Source organism: Geodermatophilus maliterrae (assembly GCF_041018925.1).
In the GTDB taxonomy this organism is placed as follows: Bacteria; Actinomycetota; Actinomycetes; order Mycobacteriales; family Geodermatophilaceae; genus Geodermatophilus; species Geodermatophilus maliterrae.
On record NZ_JBFNXQ010000005.1, the window covers coordinates 1 to 25071 of the forward strand.

The following is a 25071-nucleotide window of genomic DNA, read 5'->3' on the forward strand; positions in this document are numbered from 1 at the left end:
CCGCTCCTTCAGCGACCACCCGACGATCGTGCGGTCCATCCGGTCGCGGTTGCTCACCCTGCCCGGGGACACCGTGGTCAGGACCGGCCACGGCGACGACACCACCATCGCCGCGGAGGTGGACCGTGTCCGATGAGGTCCCGGGTGGGACCGGTGGGCCGATGCGAGCGGGATGACTGCCCGCGGTCGACGGCCGGCCGACGCGGTGACGTTCCCGCTTCGCGCCGGAACGGGCGCTGCTCGACACGAGTCACGAGGTCCCGGCGCGGTGACGGTGAAGCAGCAGAGCTCGTCCTGGCGCTCTTCACTGCCCCACGGTCACCGGCCGGACCGTCTCGTGCAAGGCCTCGCGCCCACGCTCGGCCGGCCCGAGCGCGACCTGCAGGGGCGGCGTGGTGGACCTCGGTGGCCGGACCCTGACCGTCCTGCACCTGCCGGGGCACACTGCGGGTCACTGCGGGTCACTGCGGCTCGCTGGTCGAGCCCGACGGCTTCTTGCTCCTCGCGGACATCGACCTCACGTCCGTCGGCCCGTACCACGGCGACCTGTCGAGCAGCCTGGAGGACATCGAGGCTCGCTGGTACGGGACGTCCCCACCGACGGTGGTCACCTCGCGGCGCGACGGACACAGCTCCGTGGCGCCGTACCGCTCGGCCACGGACGCCCCTGTGGGGCCGAGGACGACGTCCTCGGCCCCACAGGGGGTGGGTACCGGCTCAGTCCGACAGGCGCTGCGTCAGCCAGTCGTGGAACTCCCCGATGTGGTGCTCGGAGGGGACCAGGACACCGCCGTTGACATAGGCCCGGGACGACATGGCCGGCTGCGTCCGCTCGCAGGCCTCGAAGTCCTGCTCGTTGACCCGGTGGAACAGCTCCACCGACCGGGACACGTCCTTCCCCGACTCCACCACCTCGCGGGTGTACAGCCAGTCGCACTCCACGATCGTCCGGTCGACCGACACCGGGAACATGCGGTGGAAGATCACGTGGTCGGGCACCAGGTTGACGAAGACCGTCGGCCGGACGGTGATGGCGTAGTAGCGGCGGTCCTGGTCCTCGGCGACGCCGGGGAGCTTGCCGAAGCCCTCGCTGCCGTCGACGGTGAAGCCCTCGACGTCCTCCCCGAACTCCGCGCCGTGCCCGACGAAGAACTGCGCGGCGTAGCCGTCGGCGAACTCCGGGAGCACCTCGGTGAGCTCGGGGTGGATGGTCGCGCAGTGGTAGCACTCCATGAAGTTCTCGACGATGAGCTTCCAGTTCGCCTTCACGTCGTAGGTGATGCGACGGCCCACCGTGAGCGAGTCCAGCTCGTAGCGATCGATGGACTCCAGGTCACCGAGGCGCTCGGTGATGCCGCCCATGACGTCGTGCTCGAAGGACGGGGGCTCCTCGGCCAGGGAGACCCAGGCGTAGCCCAGCCACTCGCGCAGGTGCACCGGCACCAGGCCGTACTCCACGCGGTCGATGTCGGGCATCTTCGTCAGGTTCGGGGCCGCGATCAGCTTGCCGGACAGGTCGTAGGTCCAGGCGTGGTACGGGCACTGGAAGGCCCGCTTGACCTCACCGGCGTCCTCGGTGCAGATCTGCGCGCCGCGGTGCCGGCAGATGTTGAGGAACGCCCGCAGCTGCCCGTCGCGGCCACGGACGACCAGCACGCTCTCCCGGCCGACCTGGACCTTCCGGAACGTCCCGGGTGTCGGCAGGTCGGCAGACCGCACCGCGCAGAACCACATGTTCTCGAAGATGCGGGACTGCTCGAGGGCGAAGACGGCCGGGTCGGTGTAGTAGTGGCCCGACAGCGTGGAGATGAGGCTCGCGGGCAGGTCGGTGGTGGTCATACGGCACCTCGGGGTTCCGTCGGGCGATCTGGGACGCCGGAAGTCGGACAAGGCAGGTCTGCGACAGGACACGGCCGTCGTCCACCAGCGAGCTCAGGACGACCGCTGTGTTGCACATTACTCAGCGACTCGCGCATAGCGCAACAGTCGGGCGGCTCACGGCATCTCGAAGCCGAGCGGACGGCTCCGAACCGACGGGGTCACCGCCCGCCTACACCGCCACCACCGGGTGGCCAGGTGGACCCGACCACGCCCCCGTGCACACGGATCCCTGCGGCTCACGCCGTGACCGACCGCCGGTCGGTGGACCCTCCCGACCCGGCACCATCCGGATGGGCGCACCGCGGACGAGGGGGCGCGGCGAGGTCGGACCGGCGTCCCGACCCTGAGCGACAGCAGCGCCTCGCCGGGTCAGCGGGCCCGGCCGAAGAAGCCCAGCCTCCTGCTCAGCTCCTCAGCGCCGGACACCATACGCCGGGCGAGCCTCGCGAAGTCCTCGGAGTCCATGCGGAAGGACGGCCCCGAGACGCTGAGGGCCGCGATCACGCCGCCGTCCGCGCCGCGGACGGGCGCGGCGACGGCAGCGAGCCCGATCTCGAACTCCTCGACCGTGGAACCCCACCCCTGCTCGACGATCTGGTCGAAGTGCTGGTGCAGCACCTCGGGATCGGTGATCGTGGCAGGGGTGAAGCGCTGCAGCTCCCGGGAGAGCAGGTCCTTGCGGACGGCATCGGGGGCGTAGGCCAGGAGCACCTTGCCGCTCGACGTCGCGTGCAGGGGGGTGCCCTGCCCCACCCAGTTGTGGATGCTGAGCGCCCCCGGCCCCCGGGCCTGACTGACGTTCACCGCCCGGTCGCCGTCCAGGATGGCGATGTTGACCGTCTCCTCGAGGTCGGCGGCCACTGCGTCGCAGATCGGCTGCCCCTCCCGGCCGATGTCCAGCTGCGCGGCGGCCGCGCCGGCCAGGCGGACGACGCCGAAGCCCAGCCGGTACTTGCCACGATCAGCCAACTGCTCGACGAAGCCCCGGCTCTCCAGCGCCGCGACCAGCCGGAAGGCCGTGGACTTGTGCACCCCGAGCTCGGCGGCCACCTCCGTGACGCCGGCCTCACCGTGGGTCGCGAGGATCTCCAGGACGCTCAGGGCCCGATCGACCGACTGCACGACGGCGACCGAGCCCCGCTCCGCGCTCTGAACCTGCGATGCCCTCATGACTCGAGCGTAGGTGGCCGATGGTGCAGCGCCGCGCCTCTTGACGTCTGGGGGGAGGGCGGACCATGCTGTTGCGTCAGAGGCGAAGAGTTGCGGTAGTCGCAACACTGACGATCCCTGGAGCACCCATGATCCCGGTCTGCCCCACGACCGCGTTGCCGCCCGGCGAGGCGACCAGAGTGGAAGCCGACGAGCCCATCGCGGTGTTCAACGTCGACGGCGACTTCTACGCGATCGACGACACGTGCACCCACCAGGACGCCTCGCTGGCCGACGGCTGGCTGGACGGCTGCGCCGTGGAGTGCCCCCTGCACGCCTCCTGCTTCGACCTGCGCACCGGGAAGGTGTCCGGCCCGCCCGCCAAGACACCGGTCCGCACGCACCGGGTCGTCGTGGAGGACGGCGTGATCTACGTGCAGCCGGGGGCCGCCGCGGACGGTGCCGCATGAGCCCCACGGTCGCCGTGGTCGGGGCCTCGCTGGCCGGCCTCTCGGCTGCACGCGCGCTTCGGGACCAGTCCTACGACGGCCGCGTCGTCATCATCGGCGACGAGGCGCATGCCCCGTACGACCGTCCGCCTCTGTCCAAGGACTTCCTGGCCGGCACGGCCTCGCTGGACGACATCGCCCTGTGCGCGCCCGACGACGAGGACCTCGGACTCGAGTGGCGGCTGGGCACGACGGCGGTCGGCGTGGACCACCTCAGCCGCTCGGTGCTGCTGGACGACGGCAGCGAGATCCGCGCCGACGGCGTCGTCCTCGCCACCGGCGCCCGCGCCCGACGCCTGCCCGGCAGCGACGGGCTCGACGGCGTGCACGTGCTGCGCTCCGTCGACGACGCCATCTCCTTGCGCGAGGACCTGGCCGCCGCCGAACGTCTCGTCGTGATCGGCGCCGGCTTCATCGGGGCGGAGGTCGCCTCCACGGCCCGCGCGCTCGGGCTGGACGTCACCGTCGTCGAGACCCAGCCCGTCCCGCTCGCCGGCCCGCTGGGCGCCGACATGGGCGCGGTCTGCGCCGGGTTGCACGCCGACCACGGCACGCGCCTGCTGACCGGCACCGGGGTCGCCGGACTCCTCGGCACCGGCAGGGTCGAGGCCGTGGAACTGACCGACGGGACCCGCCTGCCCGCCGACGTGGTGGTCGTCGGGATCGGCGCCACACCGAACATCGAGTGGCTGGCCCACTCCGGCGTGGCCCTCGGCAACGGCGTCCTCACCGACGCGCGGGGGGCCACGAACATCCCGGGCGTGGTCGCGGTCGGCGACTGCGCCGCGGCGTGGTCGGCCTCCGCGGCGCGGCACGTCCGCACCGAGCACTGGACCAGCGCACTCGAGCAACCGGCCACCGCGGTCGCCACCCTGCTGGGCGCCGGGGAACCGGTCCCGACGCCGGTGCCCTACTTCTGGTCCGATCAGTACGGAGCCCGCATCCAGTTCGCGGGCTCGCGCCGCGAGGGCGACGTCGTCCGCGTCGTGGAGGGCAGTTGCGCCGACCGCAGCTTCCTGGTGGTCTACGAGCGCCACGGCGCACCCGCCGCCGTCCTCGGGATGAACCAGCCCCGCCTGTTCACCCGCTGGCGCCGGCAGCTGCGCGCGGCCGTGCCGACCGCGTCCTGACCCCGGCCGCCCGCACCCGCAGCGGCTGGGCGGCCCACAGCCGTCGCTGCACACCCCTGGACCGCCGTCGACGTGATGACGGCGGTCCACGGGTGCTCGACCGCGTCCTGTGGACGCCCCTCACCGTCCGGGTCGGCCGGTGCGCACCGTGCCGAGCGATCCAGGACCCACCGTCGCCCGACGGGTGACGGGTCCCTCGCGTCCGTCCGGCGGGCCACCGGGTGCGGCCGGAGAAGACCACCCACCCTGACCCCGCGGGGACCCCGTGACGGGTTTCGTCACATCGCCTGTGCTCGCCGAGTCCGCCGCCCGAAGTCGACAGGTGAGTCGAGGGCTGCCGTGACAGCCCTGCCGCGGCAGCCCTCGGGACAGCTGACGGATACGTCTCGCCTCGATGTCACACACCGCGACCCGGACGGCCGGCTCCGCACGTGTCCCGGTCGGCACGACTCCTGGACTCGGAACGACCTCCTGGCGGTGGAGCGGCACGCAGCTCCACCGCCAGGAGGCGTCGACCCGTCGGCCGAGCCCCTACCCGCGCGGATCCTGCGGACGACCAACGGCCTCCGCCCTGGGCTGCTCCTGTGCAGGGACGGAGGTGTCCCCCGCCACCGACACGAAGTTGCCGCCCGGACTGACCGACGGCAGGCCACTCACCTCCGGGCTCGCCGAGGACGACGTCTGCGCCGCCACGGCTGCAGCGTCCGGTGAGGGGCTCGGGGTCCTCTCCACGACGAGGACGAAGTCGTCGCCGTGGCGGCTGATCCCGTCGACGACGGCCTGCTCGATCGCCACGCTGGCGTAGTTGCCCCGCAGCACGATGGGATCGCGGCGGAGGTCCTTGACCAGGCTGACGGCCATCGCCGCCATCACCAGGACGAAGGGCAGTGCCGCGATGATCGTGAGGTTCTGCAGCCCGGTCAGGGCCGCTCCCTCGTCGCCCAGGAGCAGCATGATCGCTGCGACGGAGCCCATCACCACGCCCCAGAAGACGACGACACCCCGGCTGGGCTCCAGGGTGCCGCGCTGGGAGAGCGACCCCATGACGATCGAGGCCGCGTCCGCGCCGGAGACGAAGAAGATGGCCACGAGGAGCATCACGAGCACGGTCGCGGCGGTGGTCAGGGGGTACTGCTCCAGGACGGCGAACAGCTGCCCCTCCGTGGTGCCCTGGCCGGCGACGTCGAGGCCATCGCGCTGCGCGGCGATCCCGGCACCGCCGAACACGGCGAACCACAGCAGGCTGACCATGCTGGGCACCAGCAGCACGCCGGTGACGAACTGGCGGATGGTGCGGCCGCGGCTGATCCGCGCGATGAACAGCCCGACGAACGGCGTCCAGCTGATCCACCAGGCCCAGTAGAAGACGGTCCAGCCGCGCAGCCACGCGGCCATCGGGTCACCGCCGGTGGCCTCCGTGCGCGCGGCCATCGCACCGAGGTCGGAGAAGTAGCTGCCGACCGCGTCGGGGACCAGGTTGAGGATGAAGACCGTCGGGCCGGCCACGAAGACGAACACCGCGAGCAGCAGGGCGAGCACCATGTTGGTGTTGGACAGCCACTGGATGCCCCGGGCGATGCCGGAGACCGCCGAGGCGACGAAGGCCGCCGTCAGCACCGCGATGATCGCGACGAGGACGCCGTTGCCGACGTCCCCCGCCCAGCCGAGGATCTCGACCCCGCTGCCGATCTGCAGGGCACCCAGGCCGAGGGAGGCCGCCGAGCCGAACAGCGTCGCGAAGATGGCCAGGACGTCGATGACCCGGCCGGCCGGGCCGGCGGCCCGCCGCTCGCCGAGCAGGGGGACGAAGGCGGAACTGATCAGCTGACGGCGTCCCCGGCGGAAGGTGCCGTAGGCGATCGCCAGCCCGACGACGGCGTACATCGCCCACGGGTGCAGCGTCCAGTGGAACAACGTGGTCGCCATCGCCGTCTCGATGGCCTGGGACGACCCGGCCTCGGCCGTCATCGGCGGCGGGGAGACGTAGTGCGACAGCGGCTCGGCGACGCCGTAGAACATCAGCCCGATGCCCATGCCGGCGCTGAACATCATCGCGATCCACGAGATCGTGCGGAACTCCGGGCGCTCGTCGTCGCGGCCCAGCGGGATGCGCCCGTACTTGCCGGCCGCCAGCCAGATGACGTAGACCACCAACGCCGACGCCAGGAGCACGAACAGCCAGCCGAGGTTGCCGGTGACCCAGCTGAGGACCGAACCGCTGACGGTACCCAGGCCCGTGGGAGTGGCGAAGCCCCAGACGACGAAGCCCAGCGCCATGACCGCGGCGACGGCGAACAGCACCCTGTCCACGGCCCAGTGCCGATCGGCGACGCAGGGTGGCGGCTCCGCGATGGCCGGGTGGGTTCCCGTCACCGACACGTCCTTGACCTTGACGACCGAGGGCCCCTCCCCCGGCCCGGCGGCTCCGCTGTGAGCCGTCCGATCGGCCCCACCGGCTTCCGACTGGCTCATCCGGCGGGAGGGCGAGGCTTGCTCGTCGTGCGGTTGCTCCATGACACTCCCCAATCCTGTTGCGTCATCCGAGACCGACTTCGCATGAGGGAACCAGAGCTCCCGCCGCAGAACAAGGGCCGAAAGTGATTCTCCGCACAGTCAGCCCGTGACAGGACTCTGCGTCACGGTTGCGTGACGAGGCGGACAGGTGGGTCACGCTCAGCCGGCCGACTCGCCGGCCTCACGGGACGCCATCCGGCACGAGTGGGGATCGACCCGCGGAGGGATCGGGTACCACGACAGCGACGGCGACCTCTGTCGACGACCTCCGGTCCTCCTCCGGTGCACGACCAGGTGTCCGATCCTCCTGGTGTGCAGTGCCTGCCGGCGACGACAGGGACGACCTCAGGGGTGTCCGGCGTCGAGCAGCTCCGGTCGTGGTCGTCGTCCCAGGGGTTGACGTCCTGGGGGAGGTGCAACCGCGCTCTGCGCCGGGCAGGGTACGTCGACAGCGGGACGAGGTCCCGGCACACGACGAGGACGAGGGTGGAGATCGTGAGTGACGCAACCGCTACCGGTGGACTGCAGGTCGACCCCGCACTGCGCGATTTCGTGGCCGACGAGCTGCTGGCCGGGCTCGACCGGGAGCCTGCGTGGTTCTGGTCGACCCTCGCCGAGCTGAACGAGCGGTTCGCCGGGCGGGTCGGGCAGCTGCTGCGCCGCCGCGACGAGCTGCAGCAGCAGATCGACGACTGGCACCGTGAGCACGGGGCCGGTGACGTCGGGGCACTGGAGACGTTCCTCACCGAGATCGGGTACCTGCTCCCGGTGGAGGACCCGACGGTCCGGGTGACGCGCGTGGACCGGGAGATCGCCGAGGTGCCCGGCCCTCAGCTGGTGGTGCCGGCGACCGTGCCGCGGTACGCCCTGAACGCCGCGAACGCCCGCTGGGGCTCGCTGTTCGACGCCCTCTACGGCACCGACGCCCTCCCGTCGGACCACGAGCCGGCGCCGGGCTACGACGAGCGCCGCGGCGCGCAGGTCATCGCCGAGGCCGACCGCCTGCTCGACCGCTTCTTCCCGCTGGCCGAGGGGAGCCACGCCGACGTCGTCGCCTACCGGGTGCCCTCGCCCGGTGAGCTCGCCGTCGAGACGTCCGCGGGGCGGACCGGGCTGGCCGACCCGGCGCAGTTCGCCGGGCATCGACCCGGGGACGGCGACCGTCCGGCCGCGGTGCTGCTGCGCCGGAACGGCCTGCACCTGGAGCTGACGATCGACCCGTCGACGCGGGTGGGGGCCCAGCACCACGCCGGGGTGTCCGACGCCGTGCTGGAGTCCGCGGTGAGCACCATCGTGGACCTGGAGGACTCGGTCGCCACGGTGGACGGCCCGGACAAGGTCGGCGCCTACCGGACGTGGCTGGGGCTGCGCACCGGGGAGCTGACGGCGACGTTCGGCAAGGGCGGGCGGACCGTGACCCGCGAGGTCCACGGCGACCGCACCTACGTCGGGGCCGACGGCGAGGAACTGACCCTGCCCGGCCGGTCGCTGCTGCTCGTGCGCAACGTGGGACACCACATGCGCCTGGACGCGGTCCGCACCGCGGACGGGGAGCCGCTGCTCGAGGAGGTCCTCGACGCCCTCGTCTCCGCGGTGGCCGCGCTGTACGACCTGCGCGGCCGGTCCCGGTTCACCAACACCCGGACCGGCAGCGTCTACATCGTCAAGCCCAAGATGCACGGCCCGGACGAGGTGTCCCTGTCGGTGGAACTGCTCGCCGCCGTCGAGCAGGCGCTCGGCCTCGAGCCGACGACCCTCAAGATCGGGATCATGGACGAGGAGAAGCGGACCTCCACCAACCTCGAGGCCTGCATCGCCCGCGCGGCCGACCGGGTCATCTTCGTCAACACCGGCTTCCTCGACCGCACCGGCGACGAGATCCACACCGACTTCGAGGCCGGCCCGGTGGTCCGCAAGGACGACCAGCGCTCGCAGACCTGGCTGACGACCTACGAGGACCGCAACGTCGACGTGGCGCTGCGTGCCGGGTTCGCCGGGCAGGCGCAGATCGGCAAGGGCATGTGGGCCAAGCCCGCGGCCATGCGCGAGATGCTCGACACGAAGGGCGGGCACCCGAGGGCCGGGGCGAACACCGCCTGGGTGCCCTCGCCGACCGCGGCGACGCTGCACGCGCTGCACTACCTCGAGACGGACGTGCTCGCGGTGCAGGAGGAGCTCCGGAACCGCCCGCTGGCCGACCGGCGCGGCCTGCTCGTGCCGCCCGTGCTCCCGAACGGTGGCGCCGACCTGTCCGAGGAGGAGAAGCGCCACGAGCTGGAGACCAACGCGCAGTCCATCCTGGGCTACGTCGTCCGCTGGGTCGGGCTGGGGATCGGCTGCTCGACCGTCCCGACCCTCGAGGGGGTCGGCCTGATGGAGGACCGTGCGACGCTGCGGATCTCCAGTCAGCAGATCGCGAACTGGCTGCACCACGGGCTCGTCGAGGAGGGCCAGGTGCGCGAGACCTTCGCCCGGATGGCGGCGGTGGTCGACGAGCAGAACGCCGACGAGCCGGGCTACCGGCCGATGAGTGCCGACCTCGACGGCAGCCCGTCGTTCCAGGCCGCACTGGACCTCGTCTTCTCCGGGCGGCAGGAACCGAACGGCTACACCGAGCGGGCACTGACCACGTGGCGGCAGCGGGCCAAGGCGACCGACGGCGACGACGAGTCACAGGCCCGCGAGGCCGTCGTCGCGGACCGTGCACCGAGCCCGGCACCCTGAGCCGGGTCCCGTCCGCCGACGCCACCATCCGCACCCGACCAGGAGGAGCCGCCATGGCCATCGACCTGCAGACCGCCCGCACCGTCGTCGAGGGAGCGCGGGCAGCCGCCCGCGACGAGGGCTTCAAGCCGCTGACCGTCGTCGTCCTCGACGCCGGTGGCCACGTGGTGGCCGCCGAGCGTGAGGACGGCTCGTCCACCAAGCGGTTCGAGATCGCGTTCGGCAAGGCCCACGGAGCCATCGCGCTCGGCCTGGGTTCCCGGGCCCTCATGGCGCGGGCCGAGCAGCAGCCGTACTTCATCGCCGCCGCGACGGCGGCGGTCGGGGGCTCCCTGGTCCCGGTCCCGGGCGGCGTGCTCGTCCGGGACCAGTCCGGGACGCTGCTCGGCGCCGTGGGCGTCTCCGGGGACACCTCCGACAACGACGAGGCCGCCGCCGTCGCCGGCATCGAGGCGGCCGGTCTGCAGGCGCAGCCGGACTGAGCGCCCGGGCTCCGGCCGGGGACCACCCCGTCCCCGGCCGGAGTCCCTGCACATCCGGGCCGACGACCCGTTGCCGTCGCGCACCCGGTCACCGACCGAGCGGCCTCGTCCACACGGACGCGCCGACGGCGCCCACGCACGGCCGGCGTCCGGGTCGGGGGCGTGATCCCCGCGACGCGACCTGCCCGGGACGGATCGGGTCACGCGAAGACGATGCAGACCTTGCCCGCCGTACCTCGGTCGGCGACGCGGTAGGCCTCGTCCGCCTGGTCGAGGGTGAACCGGTGGGTGACGATGCGCTCGGGGTGCAGGTCCCAGCGCACCAGGTGCTCGAGCAGCTCCTCCATGTGCCGCAGGGACGTCACCCAGGAGCCGTGCAGCGTGATCTGCTTGTGGATCAGCAGCTCGGAGACCGGGAAGGAGATCTGCCCACCCTCGCCGACGAACGCGCAGCGCCCCCAGGTCCGGGTGTTCTCCAGGGCCACCAGGCGTGCCGCGCCGCTGCCGGAGCAGTCGATGCTCGCCGCGCAGCCGCGGCCGTCGGTGAGCTCCCGGATGGTGGCGGTGGCCCGCTCGTCGGCCGGGACGGCGTGGTCGACCAGGCCCAGCTCCTCGGCCATCCGCAGCCGCTCGGGTGCGACGTCGGTGGCGATGATCGGCCCCGCACCCAGCGCCCGGCCGAGCATCGCGGCCGCCAGCCCGACCGGCCCGAGCCCGGTGATCAGCAGCCGGTCCCGCCCGGACAGCGCCAACCGCAGCAGACCCTCGTAGGCGGTGCCGAAGCCGCACGAGACGAGCGCGCCGTCGACGTAGGACAGCGGCTCGGGCAGCAGGATGCAGGTCGCCTCCTCGGCCAGCAGGTACTCGGCGTGCCCGCCGTCGCGCTGCCAGCCGTGCGCCGCGCGCAGCGGTGAGGTGCAGCCGATCAGGTAGCCGGCGCGGCACTCCTCGCAGACGCCGCAGCCGGCGATGTGGTAGACGACCACGCGGTCGCCGGGCTGCAGCCGCCGGGCGCCGGGGCCGACCGCGACGACCTGGCCGCACGGCTCGTGGCCGGCGATGACGCCCTGATAGGCCTCCGGCCCGGCGCCCAGGTGCTCGCGGTAGATGGCCCGGATGTCGCTCCCGCAGATCGAGGACGCCTTCATCCGCAGCAGCACCTGACCGTGCCCCGGCTCCGGCACGCCGACCGTGACGTGCTCGACGGTGCTGTCACCGGGCAGCCGGACGCCGGTCATCACGGTCATCTGCTCTCCTCCGCCGTCTCGGGGCGAGCACCGGCAGGCGAGTCGGCCGGGCTGACGGACGTGCTGCCGCAGGTGTGCACGGTCGAGCGGCTGGTCCGCGCACACGAGTGTGTGAAGAGTGGACGAGCGCGTCAACGGACCGCTCCCCAGCGCCGGCGCAGCCACGATCCGCCGTCGTCTGCTGGTCGGTCGTGGCCGGGCTGGCGTGCGACCGCCAGAGCACGCGCAGCTGTACGGCGGAGCAGGCGCCGCGAGCACCGTGAGGGAGGCTCGCTCGCCGTCCTCCCGTACTCCTCCGGTGACCTGCGCGTGCAGTGCGGCGAGACCGATGACGGCCCGCCCGGATCGCGGCGATCACACGAGCGGCGATCACACGAGGTGGATCGGCGCTCCGAGTCGGATCTCCCCGTCGGTGAGGACGTCGGCGCGCAGGCCGCCCCTGTGGATGAGTGGCCGCAGCAGGCCGGGCCCGCTGAGCCGGTCGAGGTGGACGCAGGGCTCGCACAGCCGGAGGCCCTCGCACACGACGTCGCCGATGCGGAAGGTGCGGCCGACCAGGGCGTTGACGTCGATGCCACGGGTGAGGACGTTGCGCCGGGTGGTGGCGAAGTCGATCGCGACACCGGCGGCGGTGAGCTCGTCGAGGACCTCGGCGGCCATGAGGGTCAGGTCGTAGCCGGGGCGTGTGTCGCCGCGCGGTGTGAAGGTGCCGGCTCGGGCGGCGTACCGGTCACCCTCGAGGCCGCGCCCGGCGGCCGCCCGGGCGACCTCGAGCACCTGCATCCCGGCTTCGGCGGCGGGTGCGATCGCGAGCGCCTCCACCGTGCCGTGCAGGTCCGGCGTGGCCGCGACGGACCGGAGGACCGGGTCCAGGGAGGCGACGGCGTAGGCGGCGGGGATGGCCAGGTCGGCGGTGGCCCGACCCAGGAGGGCCGGGTCCTGCGGGCTGAGCACGATGCCCGGCGGCGTACCGAAGGCGACCGTGGCGACCTCGGTGTCGGCGGTCCGCACGACGGCGATCCACCAGCCGGGCCACTGGAAGCGCGTGGGGTCGGCGATGGGGACCAGGCCGGAGTCCCGCCCGGCCAGCCAGGTGCGGAGGGCGCCGACGGCCGAGGACAGGTTGCCCGGAGGGAGTGGCAGCTCGGCGACCGGCACCTCGGTGACCGAGGCCAGGCAGGCGGCGAGGCCGCGGGTCAGCGCGCTGACCCCGGGTGCGGTGGGCAGGTCGGTGTCGATCACAGGTGGCTCCTGACGGGCACGTCCGAACGGATGGTGGGGTCGGTGGCTCCGGTGTCGAGCGCGGCGACGAGGTCGGCCCACAGGTCCTCGACGTGCTCGCAGCCGACGCCGAGCCGGACCAGGCCGGCCTGGACGTGCTCCTGGCCGGGCAGCTTCGCCCGCCGCTCGATGGTGGACTCCACTCCCCCGAGGCTGGTCGCGGAGGCGATGACCCCGACGCCCGCGCAGACCGCGTCGGCGTCGGCGTCGGCGACCTCGAAGCTCAGCACCGCCCCGGACCCGCGCATCTGCCGGGCGGCGAGGGCGTGGTGCGGGTCGCCGGGCAGGCCCGGGTAGCGCACCCGGTCCACCGCGGGGTGCGCCGCCAGCCGGCGGGCGAGCTCGCCGGCGGACTCCTGGGCCTGGCGCAGCCGCACGGCGAGCGTGCGGGCGCCGCGCAGCGCCAGGAAGGCCTCCAGCGCACCCGGGGTGGCGCCGGCGACCTCGCGGCGGCGGACCAGCCGTGCGCTGTCGTCGGGGCGGCGGACCACCACCGCGCCGAGGAGCAGGTCGGAGTGGCCGCCGATGGCCTTGGTCGCGCTGTGCACCGCGAAGTCCGCGCCGAGGGCCAGCGGGTTCTGCAGCAGCGGGGTGGCGAAGGTGTTGTCGACGGCGACCAGCGCGCCGGCCGCACGGGCCGCCGTGGCGACCGCGGCGATGTCGACGACGTCCAGCAGCGGGTTGCTCGGGGTCTCCAGCCACACCAGGTCCGCGTCGGCGACCGCGGCGAGGAGTGCACCGGCGTCGGTCACGTCCACGGTCCGCACGGCCCAGCGACCACCGGCCGCGGCGCCGTCCCCGAGCAGGGCGCGCAGGCCGGTGTAGCTGTCCCGGGGGGCGACCACGCGGGCGCCGACGGGCAGCAGCTCCAGGACGGCGGCGATGGCGGCCATCCCCGAGGAGAAGCACACCGCCGGACCGCCCTCGAGGTCGCCGATCAGCTCCTCGAGCGCCTCCCAGCCGGGCGTCCCGTCGTCGCGGGAGTACTCCCGCCCGGCCGTTCCGCTGGCTCCGGCCCGGAAGTTCGACGCCGGGACGATCGGGACGTTGAGCGGCTGTCCCGGCTCACGAGGACGGCCCAGCACCGCCAACCGGGTCTCCACCCGCAGCCCTCCGGCGGCCATGTCGTCCTCCTGCACGAGCCCCACTCCCAGGTACGGATGCACTATGCTGCACTGCCCGAGGCAGCGTAGACCGGGGATCCGGGGACGACGCAAGGGAGACGGCGGGGATGACGGTCGAGGTGGTCGCGGTCAACGAGCTGATCGGTCAGCGGGTCCGGCACCACCGGACCACCCGGGGCTGGACCCTCGACGAGCTGGCCGACCGCTCCGGTGTCAGCCGCCGGATGCTCATCACCATCGAACACGGCGAGGGCAACCCGAGCATCGCGACCCTGCTGCGGATCAGCGACGCGCTCGGCGTCGGACTGCCCGTCCTCGTCGACGTCGAGCGCCCCCGCGCGGTGACCGTCACCGCGGCCGGGCAGGCACCGGTGCTGTGGCGCGGCCCGCACGGCGGGCAGGCCCTGCTGGTCGCCGGCACCGAGCCGCCCGACGTCGTCGAGCTGTGGGAGTGGACCCTGCAGCCCGGCGAGGCGCACACCAGCGAGGCGCACAGCGCCGGCACCCGTGAGCTCCTGCTCGTCCTCGACGGCGTGGTGGGCCTCCGCGTCGGCGACCGCACCGAACAGCTGCAGGCCGGCGACTCCGCCGCCTTCGCCGGCGACGTCGCCCACGGCTACGCCTCCCCGGCCGACGCGACCACGCCTGCCCGCTTCGCGCTCACCGTGTTCCAGCCCCACGTCACCGGAGGCCGTGCGTGACCGATACCCGGGGGTGGCTGGCCGCGGCGACCGTCGACGACGCCGTGGTCGCGCTGCGGCCGGACTACCGCGCGGTGCTGCTGACCGCCGACGGCCTGCGCGGCGGTCAGAGCGACGAGGCCAGCGAGCGGGTCCTCGCCGCCGCGGAGGCCACCGCGCGCGAGCGGCTCGGCGGGCGGAAGCCCGAGGAGCTGCCGGAGCTGGCCGCCTGGCGGGACGCCTACCGGGCCTTCGGCGCCAGACCGCAGCGCACCCGGCCCAGCGTCGAGGCCCTCCTGCGCCGCCTCTACCCGGACGGGCTGCCGCGCATCGACCGGATCACCGACGTCTACAACGCCGTCTCCGTCGCCCACCTGCTGCCCATCGGCGGGGAGGACCGCGCCGCCTACGCCGGGCCGCCGCGGCTGGTGCGCGCCGAGGGCACCGAGCCCTTCGACACCACCGCCGGCGGCGAGCCCGTCGTCGAGCACCCCGAGCCCGGCGAGGTGGTCTGGCGCGACGACGCCGGCGTCACCTGCCGCCGCTGGAACTGGCGGCAGTGCACCCCCACCCGCATCACGACCGCCACCACCAGCACGGTGTTCATCCTCGACGCCCTGGACCCGCTCGCCGACGACGCGGTCCCCGCTGCCGCCGACGCCCTCGCCGACGCCCTGCTCGCCCTCAGCCCCGACGCCACCGTCCACCGGCGGCTGCTCGCCCGCCCCGACCGCACCGACGGAGGCCGGCCGTGCTGATCCACTCCTGGGACGCCGCCCTCGACGACGAGGAGTGGCGGACGTGGCCGGCCGACGGCCACGACCTCGGGCAGCTCGTCGTCGACGGCCTGCCCGGACCAGCGCCCACGGCGGAACGCAGGCACCATGCCGGAGTAGCGCCGCCGGCCGCACCGCCGCGTGGTCCCGCCTCAGCGCCACGGGTTCCCGGTCGCGCGGAACGCTCGATCATGCCGCTGTCTGCTGGGACCGCTCCGAGCGCTGCAGGTGGCGATGGCCGGCACCTTGCCGGGCAACGGCAGGAGGTGCGCCTTCGCGGTCGGCGGAGGCCTTTGGCCGCCTTCTTCCCCGCCTTGCCCTTCGCCGCCTTGCGCGCGCTCTTGCCGCCCTTCTCGCCGGCCCGGTCCCGTGCCTTCTTGCCTGCCTTCTTGCCGGCCTTCTTCCTGCCGTCCGCAGCTGCGTCCGCGGCGACCACGACCGTCCCCGCAGGGGATCCGGACGCGGCGGCCCGCGACTTCTCGCCCTCGGCCCTCGGGCCGCCCTCGACGGCAGCCGACCCTGGTGACATCGACACGCCGTCGGCTCGGCTGAGCAGGGTCTTGAACCCGGTGCCGGCGCGGAAGACAGGAACCACCGACGCGCCCACCCGGATCGCCTCCCCGGTCCGCGGGTTGCGACCCAGACGTGGCGCCCGCTCGCGGCGGTCGAAGGTCCCGAACCCGCTCAACGACACCCGCTCACCGCGGGCGACGCTGCCCTCGATCTCCTCCAGCACTCCGTTGACGGCAGCCACGGCCGTCGCGCGATCCCCGCTGAGCCGCTCGGTCATCCTGGCGATGAGGTCGGACTTGTTCACAGGCGCTCTCCTCCGTCTCGTGGCGATCATGGAGCAGCCCGGTGGGAGCGGACAGCGCGTTCACCTAAGCCGCGACACCCCACCAGGCACAACACGGGGCATCGCTCGGCACAGAGCCGCGGGGAGCCGCGTGGCGAGTCGACGCAGTGTTCCCGCTGGACGTCCGCGGGGGCCTGTGGACGACCGTTCCGGGGAGCGCAGCGGTGCGCCAGGCCCGACGCGGCACCAGGCCGGGCGTCCGGCTCGTCCCGGACGACCAACGGGGGGCGTGCGCCCCACGTCCGAGGGACCTGGCGCCCTCCGTCCTCCCTACCCGGACCGACGGGTGAGCTGACAGGGAGGGTCAGATCGCACTGCACAGGCGGAAGGAGTCGAGCACGGCCGCGTGGATGTTGCGACTGCTCACCGCATCGCCCACCCGGTAGATGCGGAACCGGCCGTCGGGCTCGTGGGTCGGCGACTGGGGCGACAACGCCAGGAGCTCCCGGGTGTCGATCTCGCCGCCGTTGATCGACACGTCCACCAGTGCGTCGTAGAGGTCGGTGACGGGCAGCGTCCCGTGCTCGATCACGATCGTGTCGGCGTACCGCTCGATCGACCGCCGGGCACCGTCCACGGCGAACGTCGCCTTGAGTCGTCCGTCGGATCGTTCGACACGGACCAGGCGGTGGGCCGGCGTCATCGTCACGTCGTGCTCCGCGAGCATCTGCAGGTAGCCGGCCATCGTCAGCGAACCGACGTCGGGTGAGATGGTCCGCTCCGGGGTGACCAGTTCCACCGAGGCCGCGGCAGGCGCGATGATCTCGACGGCGTCGAGCGCCTGGTGCCCTCCGTGGTCGTCGTAGACGACCACGTCGCCGGTGGGCCTGACCGCTCCCGACACGACGTCCCAGGAGTCCATCGCGAGGTGGCTGCCCTCGGCGACCTCGACGTCGGGCAGACCCCCGGTCGCGACCACGACGACGTCGAAGTCCCCGTTGGCGAGCTCGTCCGGTTCCACGAGGTGGTTGAGCTCGAGGTGGACACCGAGCCGCTTGCACTCCTCGATCCGCCAGTCGACGATCCCGATCAGGTCACGTCGCCGCGGGGACTTCGCCGCGAGTGCGATCTGGCCACCCGGACTCGGGTTCGCCTCGAAGAGGACGACCGCGTGTCCCCGCTCGGCGAGGGTCCGAGCAGCTTCCAGTCCCGCGGGTCCACCGCCGACGACAGCGACGCTCTTCTGCTCGGCCGCTCTGCGGACCGTGTGCGGGAGGCGTAGTTCCCGGCCGGTCGACGGGTTGTGGGCGCAGTAGGCCGCCCCGGAGCTGTAGATGCCGTCGATGCACATGTTGGCGCCCACACACGGGCGGATCCGGTCCGTCTGCCGGGCTGCGACCTTGTTCGGCAGATGAGGGTCCGCGATCAACGCCCGGGTCATCCCGACCAGGTCCACGAGACCCTCGGTGACGGCGTACCGCGCAGTCGCCACGTCTCCGATCTTGGCGGCGTGCATCACCGGGACGTCGACGTTCTGCTTCACCCAGCCGGTGAACGCGAGGTGCGGCGCCGCCGGCGTGCCCATCGGCGGGATCATCTGTGCCAGCTCCGCGTCCGTGTCGATGAACCCCTTGATCACGCTGAAGAAGTCGATGCCCGCGCCGGTCAGTGCGTGCGCGATCCGCAGGGCCTCGTCGGTCCGGAGACGGTCGCTGCGTCCCTCGTCGAAGGTCATGCGCACGCCGACGACGAAGTCCTCAGCGACGGCGGCGCGGACGGCACGGACGACCTGGAGCGGGAAGCGCATGCGGTTCTCGAACGACCCCCCGTACTCGTCGTCGCGGCGGTTGCGGGCCGGTGTCCAGAAGGCGTCCAGCAGGTGCCCGTACGCCATGAGCTCGATGCCGTCCAGTCCTCCCTCCTTGCAGCGCACGGCCGCGTCGGCGAAGTCACGGACGATGCGGTCGAGATCCCACCTGTCCGCCGGCCGCGTGAACGCCCGGTGCGCCGATTCCCGAAGCGCACTGACCGACAGCGCCGGGAGCCAGTCGTGGGTGTAGTTGCTGGTCCGGTGGCCGAGGTGGGTCAGCTGGGTCATGACCGCGGCGCCGTGCTCGTGGACCTCGTCCGCGAGACGACGCAGCAGCGGGACCGCTTCGTCCTTGAACAGCTGCAGGTTGCCGAACGCCGGTGCACTCTCCGGGCTGACGACGGCGCTGCCACCGATCATCGTGAGCCCGACCCCACCTCGCGCCTTCTCGACGTGGTAGGCCCGGTACCGGTCCCCCGGGAGCCCGTCCTCGCTGTACGCGGGCTCGTGGGACGTGCTCACGATCCGGTTGCGCAGCGTGACGTGCTTGAGGGTGAAGGGGCTCATCAACGGGTCTGCGGACTGCACGGGTGCCTCCAGGAGCAGCGGCGGCCGACGGCGTCTTCCGGGCCTGGCTCCGTGCTCCCTGCCTCATCGGAGGAGGCAGCACGGTCGCGACGTCGACGGCCCCTCGCGCGGTTCCTGCTCGACGAACGGTGCCCGTCGCACAGGCTGTCAGCGGCCTCGGTCACGTCGGGACGAAGCGTGCAGCGGCGTCCCTCGGCCCGGTAGTACCGTGCCCGGACTCGGACCGGCCGTGAGTCACCGAGTCATACTGTGCACTGACCTTCGAGGAGCCGGGTGAGCGATCCACAGCTCGAGGACCTGTCGCGGGACGTCGACGAGGCGGTGCGACGGCGCGCACGACTGGTGCAGGACGTGCTGTCGTCCGGGCCCGCACGCGCTGCCCGGGAACACGGCGTCACCAGGCAGACCGCCGCGAAGTGGGCGCAGCGCTACCGCACCGGCGGGGCGGCCCAGCTGAGCCGGCCCGCCGGCCGACGCCGGACGACACAGGAGTTGCGGCGCGCCGCCCTCACCGCGCCGCTCTGGATGCCCACCACCAAGTGGTCCACTCGCTCGATCGCTGACGCCCTGGGCGTCAGCCAGTCCTTCGTGGCGCGTGCGTGGGAGGCCATGCGGTCCGGCACCGCGTTGAGCGACGACCTGACCGGCGCGATGACCGGGCGGCAGCCGGCGGTGCTCGGCCTCCTGGTGACGTCGGAGCACGCCGTCCTGGCCTTCCAGCTGACGCCCGTCACCCGACGGGAGGACCCTGCCCCACCGGCACGCGTCGGCCCTGCGGTGCAACGGGTGCTGCGCACGGTCCTGGCGTCCGACCTGGTCCGCCGTGAGGTCCCGGCGACTCGCCCCGCCGACGTGACGCCGTTCTGGGACGAGGTGCTGGACGCGGCCGACCCGGACGCGACCCTGATGGCCATCGGGTCCGACGCGGCGCCCATGCCGGCCGAGGTGTCGGTTCAGGGGGTGTGCCGGGACGTCGGCGAGTGGCTGGCCCTCTTCCCCCTCTTCGTCGAGTGGGGGCCACTCCTCTCCCCCGCTGCGGCACTGCAGCTGGAGAACGAACTGCGCACGTGGGCGCGGACGCCCCGTCGCGCGTTCACCTGGGTGCGTCCCACCACCCCGGCAGGGGAGAGCCGCGGGCCTGCGGCCAGGGCCGCGGTGCGTCACCTGGGACCGGAACGAGCGCTCGCCGACGAGATCGTCGTGACGATCCGCCAGGGCATCGCGGAGGGCCGGCTCGCCGCCGGTGACCGCGTCACCGAGCGGTACCTGGCGGGTCGGCTGCGAACGACACGAGCCCAGGTCAGGACGGCGATGCGGCTCCTGGAGAGGGACGGCCTGCTCACGATCACGACCGGGCACGCGGCGGTGGTCCCCGTCCTGACGACGAACGACGTCGTCGAGACGTACGCCGCTCGGCGTGCGCTCGGGACCCTGGTCATCCGAGCCGCCGTCCGGTGGTCCCCGCAGGAGCGGCAGTCGGTCGAGGACGCGCTGGACGCGCTCGAACGATGTGCCTCGACCGGTGACGCCCACCGGACCGGCGAGGCGGACATCGCCTTCCAGAACGCCCTTGCCGAGGCCTCGGGCCTGGTGCGCATCGCGCCCATGCTCGAGATCCTGGCCGACCACCTGCGCATGTTCATCGCTGTGATGGGGCTGGACTACGCGTACCCGATCGATGCGATGCTGCGTGACGATCGCGCCATCTTCGAGGCCATCGACGCCGGGGACGGCGAGGTCGCGGCGGAACGGTGGCGGGTCAAGATCGACGAGGCCGCCACCTACATGCTCGGACAGCTCTCCGCCGGCAGGTCGCGGCCGACCGGGAGGTCGTGAGCGGTCGAGGACGACCCGGGCGGCCGTCGCCGACCGATGCGGCGCCCCGGCGCGCGGGGGCGCCGGAGCCTCCGCCCGGGCAGAGCGGCCGAGTGTTGACAGTGGTCTGGGTCACACTGTTTCGTTTGGCGCGACCGAAGCGCTCTGCGGAACGGATGGTGTCTCATGAGCCCCGACGACCCCGAACACCGGATGGGCGCCCGAGCGTCCGAGGGCGACATGGCGGTCGAGGAGACGGTCGTCGTCACCCAGCACTTCGTCCACGCCGCGCCCGATGACGACCGGACGCACCCGCGAGCCGCCGACGTGGACCAGCCGGTCGACCGGACCGTCTTCATCGCCGGCCTCGCCCTGACCCTGGCGTTCGTGCTGTGGGGTGTGATCTCGCCGACCTCGCTGGCCACCGCGGCCTCGACGGTCCTGGCGAAGATGATCGACGCCACCGGCTGGGTGTACGTGCTCGTGACCGTCGGCTTCGTCGCGCTGATGCTGCTGCTCGCGCTCTCGCGCTACGGGCGGATCCGGTTGGGTCGCGACGACGAGCGCCCGGAGTTCAGCACCGTCTCCTGGATCTCGATGATGTTCGCCACCGGCATGGGCATCGGGCTGATCTTCTGGGGCGTCGCCGAGCCGCTGTCGCACCTGCTCACCCCGCCGCTGGGACTCGCCGAAGCCGAGACGGCGGAGTCGAGCCAACTGGGCATGGAGTACACGATCTTCCACTGGGGGCTGCACCCGTGGGCGCTGTACGGCGTCGTCGGGCTCGCCCTGGCCTACGCGACGTTCCGCAAGGGCATGCCCAACCTGCTCAGCTCGATCGTCTTCCCGCGGAAGGACCCCTCGCACCCTGCCCGCCGGGCCGTCGACGTCTTCGGTCTGTTCATCACCACCTTCGGGGCAGCCACGTCCCTGGGGTTGGGCGCCCTCCAGATCAACAGCGGGCTGACGCGGGTCTTCGACGCCCCCAAGAGCAACACCGTCTCCATCGTGGTCATCGTCGTGCTGACCGCCCTGTTCGTGGTCTCCGCGGTCAGCGGGACCGAGCGGGGCGTCAAGTGGATGGCGAACATCAACGCCGGGTTGGCCGTCGGGGTACTGGTCTTCGTGTTCGCCTTCGGGCCGACGATCTTCCTGATGAACACGTTCGTCGAGTCCTTCGGCGGTTACCTGGCCCAGTTCGTGCCCATGTCGTTCCGCACAGGCGCCTCCGGTGGCCGCGAGTGGCTCGCCGGCTGGACCATCTTCTACTGGGCGTGGTGGATGTCGTGGGCGCCGTTCGTGGGCACCTTCATGGCCCGGATCTCTCGAGGGCGGACCATCCGCGAGTTCGTGATCTGCGTGTTGATCGTCCCGACGCTCGTCAGCACCGTCTGGTTCGTCGTGATGGGCGGCACCGCCATCCGGTTCCAGCTCACCGGCGTCACCGACATGGCCGCGTCGCTGGGCACGGGAGTCGAGAACACCCTGTTCACGATGCTCGACGCGTTGCCCTTCTCGACTCTCACCGCGGTGCTCGTCGTCGTCCTGATCATGCTGTTCTACGTCGCCGGAGCCGACGCGGCGTCCCTGGTGCTCGGGATGCTCTCCCAGGGCGGCTCGCTCCACCCCCGGACCTGGCTGGTGGTGACGTGGGGATCGATGATCGGCGCGGTCGCGATCGCCCTGCTGCTCGCCGGAGGTCTGGACGCGATCCAGACCACGGTCATCGTGTTCGGCGTCCCGTTCCTGGTCGTCATGCTCGGTGTCTGCTACAGCCTGCTCAAGCAACTGCGCAGTGAGCCAGTGGTCACCACGGTCCCGCCTGGTGTCCGCACGGTGGTCGCGCAGATGCGACCGGGCACGGTCCAGCAACCGGACTCGGCCCAGCAGCCGACCCCGACCGGTCCCGAGAACGGCGTCGCCGCTCCCACCCGCGAACCGACGGCGTCACACACACCGACCTGACGAGTCCAGCCACCGGCGTGCGTCGACAGGGCCGCGCCTCCTCCTGTCCGGTTGGACGACCACGGCGCGCAGCCTGCGCGGGTGGACCGCCGGCGGCTCCGAGCCCGTCGTCTCGTCGACGCAATGCCCATCGAACACGGGCTCGTCCGCACCCGGGACGCGCTGCGTCCGGGGTCGAGCTGGAGGCGCAGGTCCCGGTGACGGAGGGCGGCGTGGCGGTGCTCAGCCACGCAGCGGACGACGAGCAGCTGTCCGGCGCCTGACGGGCTCCCCGGGCCCTTGACCCTCGTCGGGACAGCGTGGTACCACTCACACAGTGGACATGCCCATCCACTCAGTGGTCACCAGGCGGGTCGACGACCGAGCAGGTCGACGACGCACCAGCACCGATCAGCGAGCCCGCTCCCTCCGTCCAGGAGAGGCACCATGACCTTGCACCTCGAGCGCCCCACCGGACACGACCTGGTCGACCTGGTGGAGAGTCGTGTTCCCGGCTACAGCCTGGAGGCGCCCTTCTACACGAGCCAGGAGGTCTTCGACCTGGACGTGAGCGCGATCTTCGCCGGGCACTGGCTCTTCGTGGCCGCAGAGGCGGAGCTCCCCGAACCGGGCGACTTCCTCACCGTCGCGGTGGGCAGCTACTCCGTGATCGTCGTGCGGGACGACGACGAAGAGCTGCGGGCCTTCCACAACGTGTGCCGGCACCGGGGATCGCGGCTGCTCGACGAGCCGCGGGGCAGCGTGGGGAACCTCGTCTGCCCGTACCACCACTGGACCTACGGCGTCGACGGTCGCCTGATCCACGCCGACAACCAGTCGGCCTCGTTCGACCGCAGCTGCTTCAGCCTCAGGCCGGTCCACGTGCGCAGCATCGGCGGTCTCGTGTTCCTGTGCCTCGCCGATGACCCACCGGCCGACTTCGACGAGGTCGCCGCGCGCGTCGAGCCCTTCCTGGCCCCGTACGGGCTGCGCCAGGCGAAAGTCGCGCACCAGGTCGACATCGTCGAGACCGGCAACTGGAAGCTCGTCATGGAGAACAACCGTGAGTGCTACCACTGCGACGGCCACCCCGAGCTGGTGAGCGCCTACTTCCCCCTGTTCGGCTACTCGGCCGAGGACGTCCCGCCGCGGCTGCGGCCGGCCTACCAGCGCTACGACGAGGCCGCTGCCACGCTCCAGTCGGCGTGCGTCCGGCAGGGCTTCCCCGTCGAGGGAGCTCGGGAACTCGACACCCGCGCCACGGGGTTCCAGCTCTCCCACGCCCCGCTCGACGGTGCCGGCAAGTCGTTCAACACGAACGGCGAGTCGGTGTGCACCAGGCTCATGGGGTCCATGACCACGGACCGGTTCGGTGACCTGTCCCTGCACGTGCAGCCGAACTCGTGGTTCCACCTGCTGGCCGACCACGCGGTCCTGTTCTCCGTGCTGCCGCTCGCGCCGGACCGGACCCTCCTGCGGACGACCTGGCTGGTCCACCCGGGCGCGGAGGAGGGCGTGGACTACGACGTGGCCACCCTGACCAGGGTGTGGCAGGCGACGAACCAGCAGGACGGGACCCTGGTGGCCCGCACCCAGAGGGGCGTCGAGGACCCCGGCTACCGGCCGGGCCCGTACTCGACGGTCGAAGGGGACGTCGAGGCCTTCGTCACCTGGTACGTCTCCCGGCTGGCCGCTCACCTGTCCCGCTAGGGACATCGACGTCGAGGCCGCAGAACCGCAGAGGTGGGACATGGACGGGACGGAAGGCCGGACGAGGCCATCGGGCCTGCCGGGCCCGGGACCTCGTGGCCGCACGAAGACCGGTGACGAGGGAGCCAAGCTCAACCAGTCGGTCAGGAAGGCGATCACGCTGCTCCGCGCGACCGCCGACGACGACAGGGCGAACGTCTCGTCGCTGGCCCGGGCTGCCGGGCTCCCGCGGGCCACGGCGCTCCGGATGATCCAGACGCTGGAGCAGGAGGGCTTCCTCCTCCGGGTCGCGGGTGACGACCGGGTGCTGCTGGGGCCGGAACTGCTGCGCCTCGCCCGGAACACCGACGAAGGGCTGCTCCTCCTGGAAGCAGCCCGCCCGGTCATCGGTGAGCTGGTGGCCGCGGTCAGGGAGACCGGGACGCTGAGCGTGGTGGCCCCCGACGGGGGGCTGGACCTGGTGCACCAGGTCGACGCACCGCACCATCTGCGGCCGCGATCCTGGGTCGGACAACGGTTCCCGCTGCACGCCAGCGCGAGCGGGAAGGTGCTGCTCGCCACGTTCGACGAGGAGCAGCTCGAGCGCTTCCTCGGCGAGCCGCTCGTGCGTCTCACCCCCTCGACGATCGCGACGGCCGGCGAGCTGCGCGCCGACCTCGGCCGCGTCCGCGAGCAGGGGCACGCCCTCTCCGTCGACGAGGCGGAAGAAGGCCTGTCGGGCGTCGCGACGGGCATCCACGGAGCGGCGGACGAGCTCGTCGGCGTGCTCACCGTCAGCGGCCCCACGCAGCGACTCGACGGGCGCCGGGCGCGACACGCGGCCGACCACCTGGCGCGCGCGGCCGGCCGCATCGAGTCAGCACTCCACCGGCGGCGGGAACACGCCCGGGCCCTGTGAGCCCGACGCCGTG

18 protein-coding genes are annotated in these 25071 nt (G+C 72.6%); 10 read left to right on the forward strand and 8 right to left on the reverse strand.

Annotated elements, in window-relative coordinates:
* Positions 1-717: 717 nt before the first annotated feature.
* Together ABQ292_RS02720 and ABQ292_RS02725 are read right to left on the reverse strand one after the other, a co-directional pair.
* Positions 718-1839 carry an aromatic ring-hydroxylating oxygenase subunit alpha gene (locus ABQ292_RS02720; RefSeq protein ID WP_369202960.1) on the reverse strand — a complete coding sequence of 374 codons (1122 nt, stop codon included), beginning with the start codon at positions 1837-1839 and terminating at the stop codon, positions 718-720.
* Between the two features lie 411 nt (positions 1840-2250).
* Positions 2251-3051: an IclR family transcriptional regulator gene (locus ABQ292_RS02725; protein WP_369202962.1), complete on the reverse strand. Its 801-nt coding sequence runs from the start codon at positions 3049-3051 to the stop codon at positions 2251-2253.
* 128 nt (positions 3052-3179) lie between these two features.
* Between ABQ292_RS02725 and ABQ292_RS02730 the strand changes: the two genes are divergently transcribed.
* Entirely contained in the window at positions 3180-3500 is a 321-nt protein-coding gene (locus ABQ292_RS02730) for a bifunctional 3-phenylpropionate/cinnamic acid dioxygenase ferredoxin subunit (RefSeq protein ID WP_369202964.1), read from the forward strand.
* Positions 3497-4669: an NAD(P)/FAD-dependent oxidoreductase gene (locus tag ABQ292_RS02735; RefSeq protein WP_369202966.1), complete on the forward strand. Its 1173-nt coding sequence runs from the start codon at positions 3497-3499 to the stop codon at positions 4667-4669. Before ABQ292_RS02730 ends, ABQ292_RS02735 begins: the two co-directional genes overlap by 4 nt.
* 531 nt (positions 4670-5200) lie before the next feature.
* Here the strand turns inward: ABQ292_RS02735 and ABQ292_RS02740 are convergent.
* Positions 5201-7042 (reverse strand): BCCT family transporter, encoded by a 1842-nt coding sequence (locus ABQ292_RS02740; RefSeq protein WP_369202968.1) that lies wholly within the window; start codon positions 7040-7042, stop codon positions 5201-5203.
* A 636-nt stretch (positions 7043-7678) separates the two neighbouring features.
* Here ABQ292_RS02740 and ABQ292_RS02745 point away from each other — a divergent pair.
* Complete coding sequence (locus tag ABQ292_RS02745) at positions 7679-9907, forward strand: malate synthase G (RefSeq protein WP_369202970.1); 2229 nt, start codon at positions 7679-7681, stop codon at positions 9905-9907.
* A gap of 53 nt (positions 9908-9960) precedes the next feature.
* Positions 9961-10389 (forward strand): GlcG/HbpS family heme-binding protein, encoded by a 429-nt coding sequence (locus ABQ292_RS02750; protein ID WP_369202972.1) that lies wholly within the window; start codon positions 9961-9963, stop codon positions 10387-10389.
* 200 nt (positions 10390-10589) lie between these two features.
* On the opposite strand, the gene ABQ292_RS02755 is transcribed toward ABQ292_RS02750, so the two are convergent.
* The 3 genes from ABQ292_RS02755 to ABQ292_RS02765 form a co-directional block, all read right to left on the reverse strand.
* A complete protein-coding gene (locus ABQ292_RS02755; RefSeq protein ID WP_369202974.1) occupies positions 10590-11636 on the reverse strand; it encodes a zinc-dependent alcohol dehydrogenase family protein in 1047 nt (348 codons plus the stop codon).
* A gap of 369 nt (positions 11637-12005) precedes the next feature.
* Entirely contained in the window at positions 12006-12878 is an 873-nt protein-coding gene (locus ABQ292_RS02760) for an MOSC domain-containing protein (protein WP_369202976.1), read from the reverse strand.
* Positions 12875-14041, reverse strand: coding sequence for a trans-sulfuration enzyme family protein (locus ABQ292_RS02765; protein WP_369202978.1), 1167 nt, complete (start codon positions 14039-14041; stop codon positions 12875-12877). Before ABQ292_RS02765 ends, ABQ292_RS02760 begins: the two co-directional genes overlap by 4 nt.
* A 107-nt stretch (positions 14042-14148) precedes the next feature.
* Between ABQ292_RS02765 and ABQ292_RS02770 the strand changes: the two genes are divergently transcribed.
* Both ABQ292_RS02770 and ABQ292_RS02775 read left to right on the forward strand, forming a co-directional pair.
* On the forward strand, positions 14149-14742 hold the full coding sequence (locus ABQ292_RS02770) for a helix-turn-helix domain-containing protein (protein ID WP_369202980.1): 594 nt from the start codon (positions 14149-14151) through the stop codon (positions 14740-14742).
* The gene (locus ABQ292_RS02775) at positions 14739-15479 is read left to right on the forward strand and encodes a B3/B4 domain-containing protein (RefSeq protein ID WP_369202982.1); all 741 of its coding nucleotides are present in this window, start codon (positions 14739-14741) and stop codon (positions 15477-15479) included. Before ABQ292_RS02770 ends, ABQ292_RS02775 begins: the two co-directional genes overlap by 4 nt.
* Here ABQ292_RS02775 and ABQ292_RS02780 read toward each other — a convergent pair.
* Together ABQ292_RS02780 and ABQ292_RS02785 are read right to left on the reverse strand one after the other, a co-directional pair.
* On the reverse strand, positions 15406-16344 hold the full coding sequence (locus ABQ292_RS02780; RefSeq protein WP_369202984.1) for an HU family DNA-binding protein: 939 nt from the start codon (positions 16342-16344) through the stop codon (positions 15406-15408). The genes ABQ292_RS02775 and ABQ292_RS02780 overlap by 74 nt on opposite strands.
* 313 nt (positions 16345-16657) lie before the next feature.
* Complete coding sequence (locus tag ABQ292_RS02785; protein ID WP_369202986.1) at positions 16658-18691, reverse strand: oxidoreductase; 2034 nt, start codon at positions 18689-18691, stop codon at positions 16658-16660.
* 273 nt (positions 18692-18964) lie between these two features.
* On the opposite strand from ABQ292_RS02785, the gene ABQ292_RS02790 reads away from it, so the two are divergent.
* The 4 genes from ABQ292_RS02790 to ABQ292_RS02805 all read left to right on the forward strand — a co-directional run bounded on the left by ABQ292_RS02790 (position 18965) and on the right by ABQ292_RS02805 (position 25058).
* Entirely contained in the window at positions 18965-20527 is a 1563-nt protein-coding gene (locus tag ABQ292_RS02790; RefSeq protein ID WP_369202988.1) for an FCD domain-containing protein, read from the forward strand.
* Between the two features lie 165 nt (positions 20528-20692).
* Positions 20693-22471, forward strand: coding sequence for a BCCT family transporter (locus ABQ292_RS02795; RefSeq protein ID WP_369202990.1), 1779 nt, complete (start codon positions 20693-20695; stop codon positions 22469-22471).
* Between the two features lie 426 nt (positions 22472-22897).
* Positions 22898-24160: an aromatic ring-hydroxylating oxygenase subunit alpha gene (locus tag ABQ292_RS02800; RefSeq protein WP_369202992.1), complete on the forward strand. Its 1263-nt coding sequence runs from the start codon at positions 22898-22900 to the stop codon at positions 24158-24160.
* A 40-nt stretch (positions 24161-24200) separates the two neighbouring features.
* Positions 24201-25058, forward strand: coding sequence for an IclR family transcriptional regulator (locus tag ABQ292_RS02805; RefSeq protein WP_369202994.1), 858 nt, complete (start codon positions 24201-24203; stop codon positions 25056-25058).
* The last annotated feature ends 13 nt before the right edge of the window (positions 25059-25071 follow it).

Bases quoted from the DNA above. Each gene is read 5' to 3' on its own strand.
- ABQ292_RS02720 (WP_369202960.1), bottom strand. From the start codon at position 1,839: ATGACCACCACCGACCTGCCCGCGAGCCTCATCTCCACGCTGTCGGGC.
- ABQ292_RS02725 (WP_369202962.1), bottom strand. From the start codon at position 3,051: ATGAGGGCATCGCAGGTTCAGAGCGCGGAGCGGGGCTCGGTCGCCGTC.
- ABQ292_RS02730 (WP_369202964.1), top strand. From the start codon at position 3,180: ATGATCCCGGTCTGCCCCACGACCGCGTTGCCGCCCGGCGAGGCGACC.
- ABQ292_RS02735 (WP_369202966.1), top strand. From the start codon at position 3,497: ATGAGCCCCACGGTCGCCGTGGTCGGGGCCTCGCTGGCCGGCCTCTCG.
- ABQ292_RS02750 (WP_369202972.1), top strand. From the start codon at position 9,961: ATGGCCATCGACCTGCAGACCGCCCGCACCGTCGTCGAGGGAGCGCGG.
- ABQ292_RS02755 (WP_369202974.1), bottom strand. From the start codon at position 11,636: ATGACCGTGATGACCGGCGTCCGGCTGCCCGGTGACAGCACCGTCGAG.
- ABQ292_RS02765 (WP_369202978.1), bottom strand. From the start codon at position 14,041: ATGGCCGCCGGAGGGCTGCGGGTGGAGACCCGGTTGGCGGTGCTGGGC.
- ABQ292_RS02770 (WP_369202980.1), top strand. From the start codon at position 14,149: ATGACGGTCGAGGTGGTCGCGGTCAACGAGCTGATCGGTCAGCGGGTC.
- ABQ292_RS02780 (WP_369202984.1), bottom strand. From the start codon at position 16,344: ATGATCGCCACGAGACGGAGGAGAGCGCCTGTGAACAAGTCCGACCTC.
- ABQ292_RS02795 (WP_369202990.1), top strand. From the start codon at position 20,693: ATGAGCCCCGACGACCCCGAACACCGGATGGGCGCCCGAGCGTCCGAG.
- ABQ292_RS02800 (WP_369202992.1), top strand. From the start codon at position 22,898: ATGACCTTGCACCTCGAGCGCCCCACCGGACACGACCTGGTCGACCTG.
- ABQ292_RS02805 (WP_369202994.1), top strand. From the start codon at position 24,201: ATGGACGGGACGGAAGGCCGGACGAGGCCATCGGGCCTGCCGGGCCCG.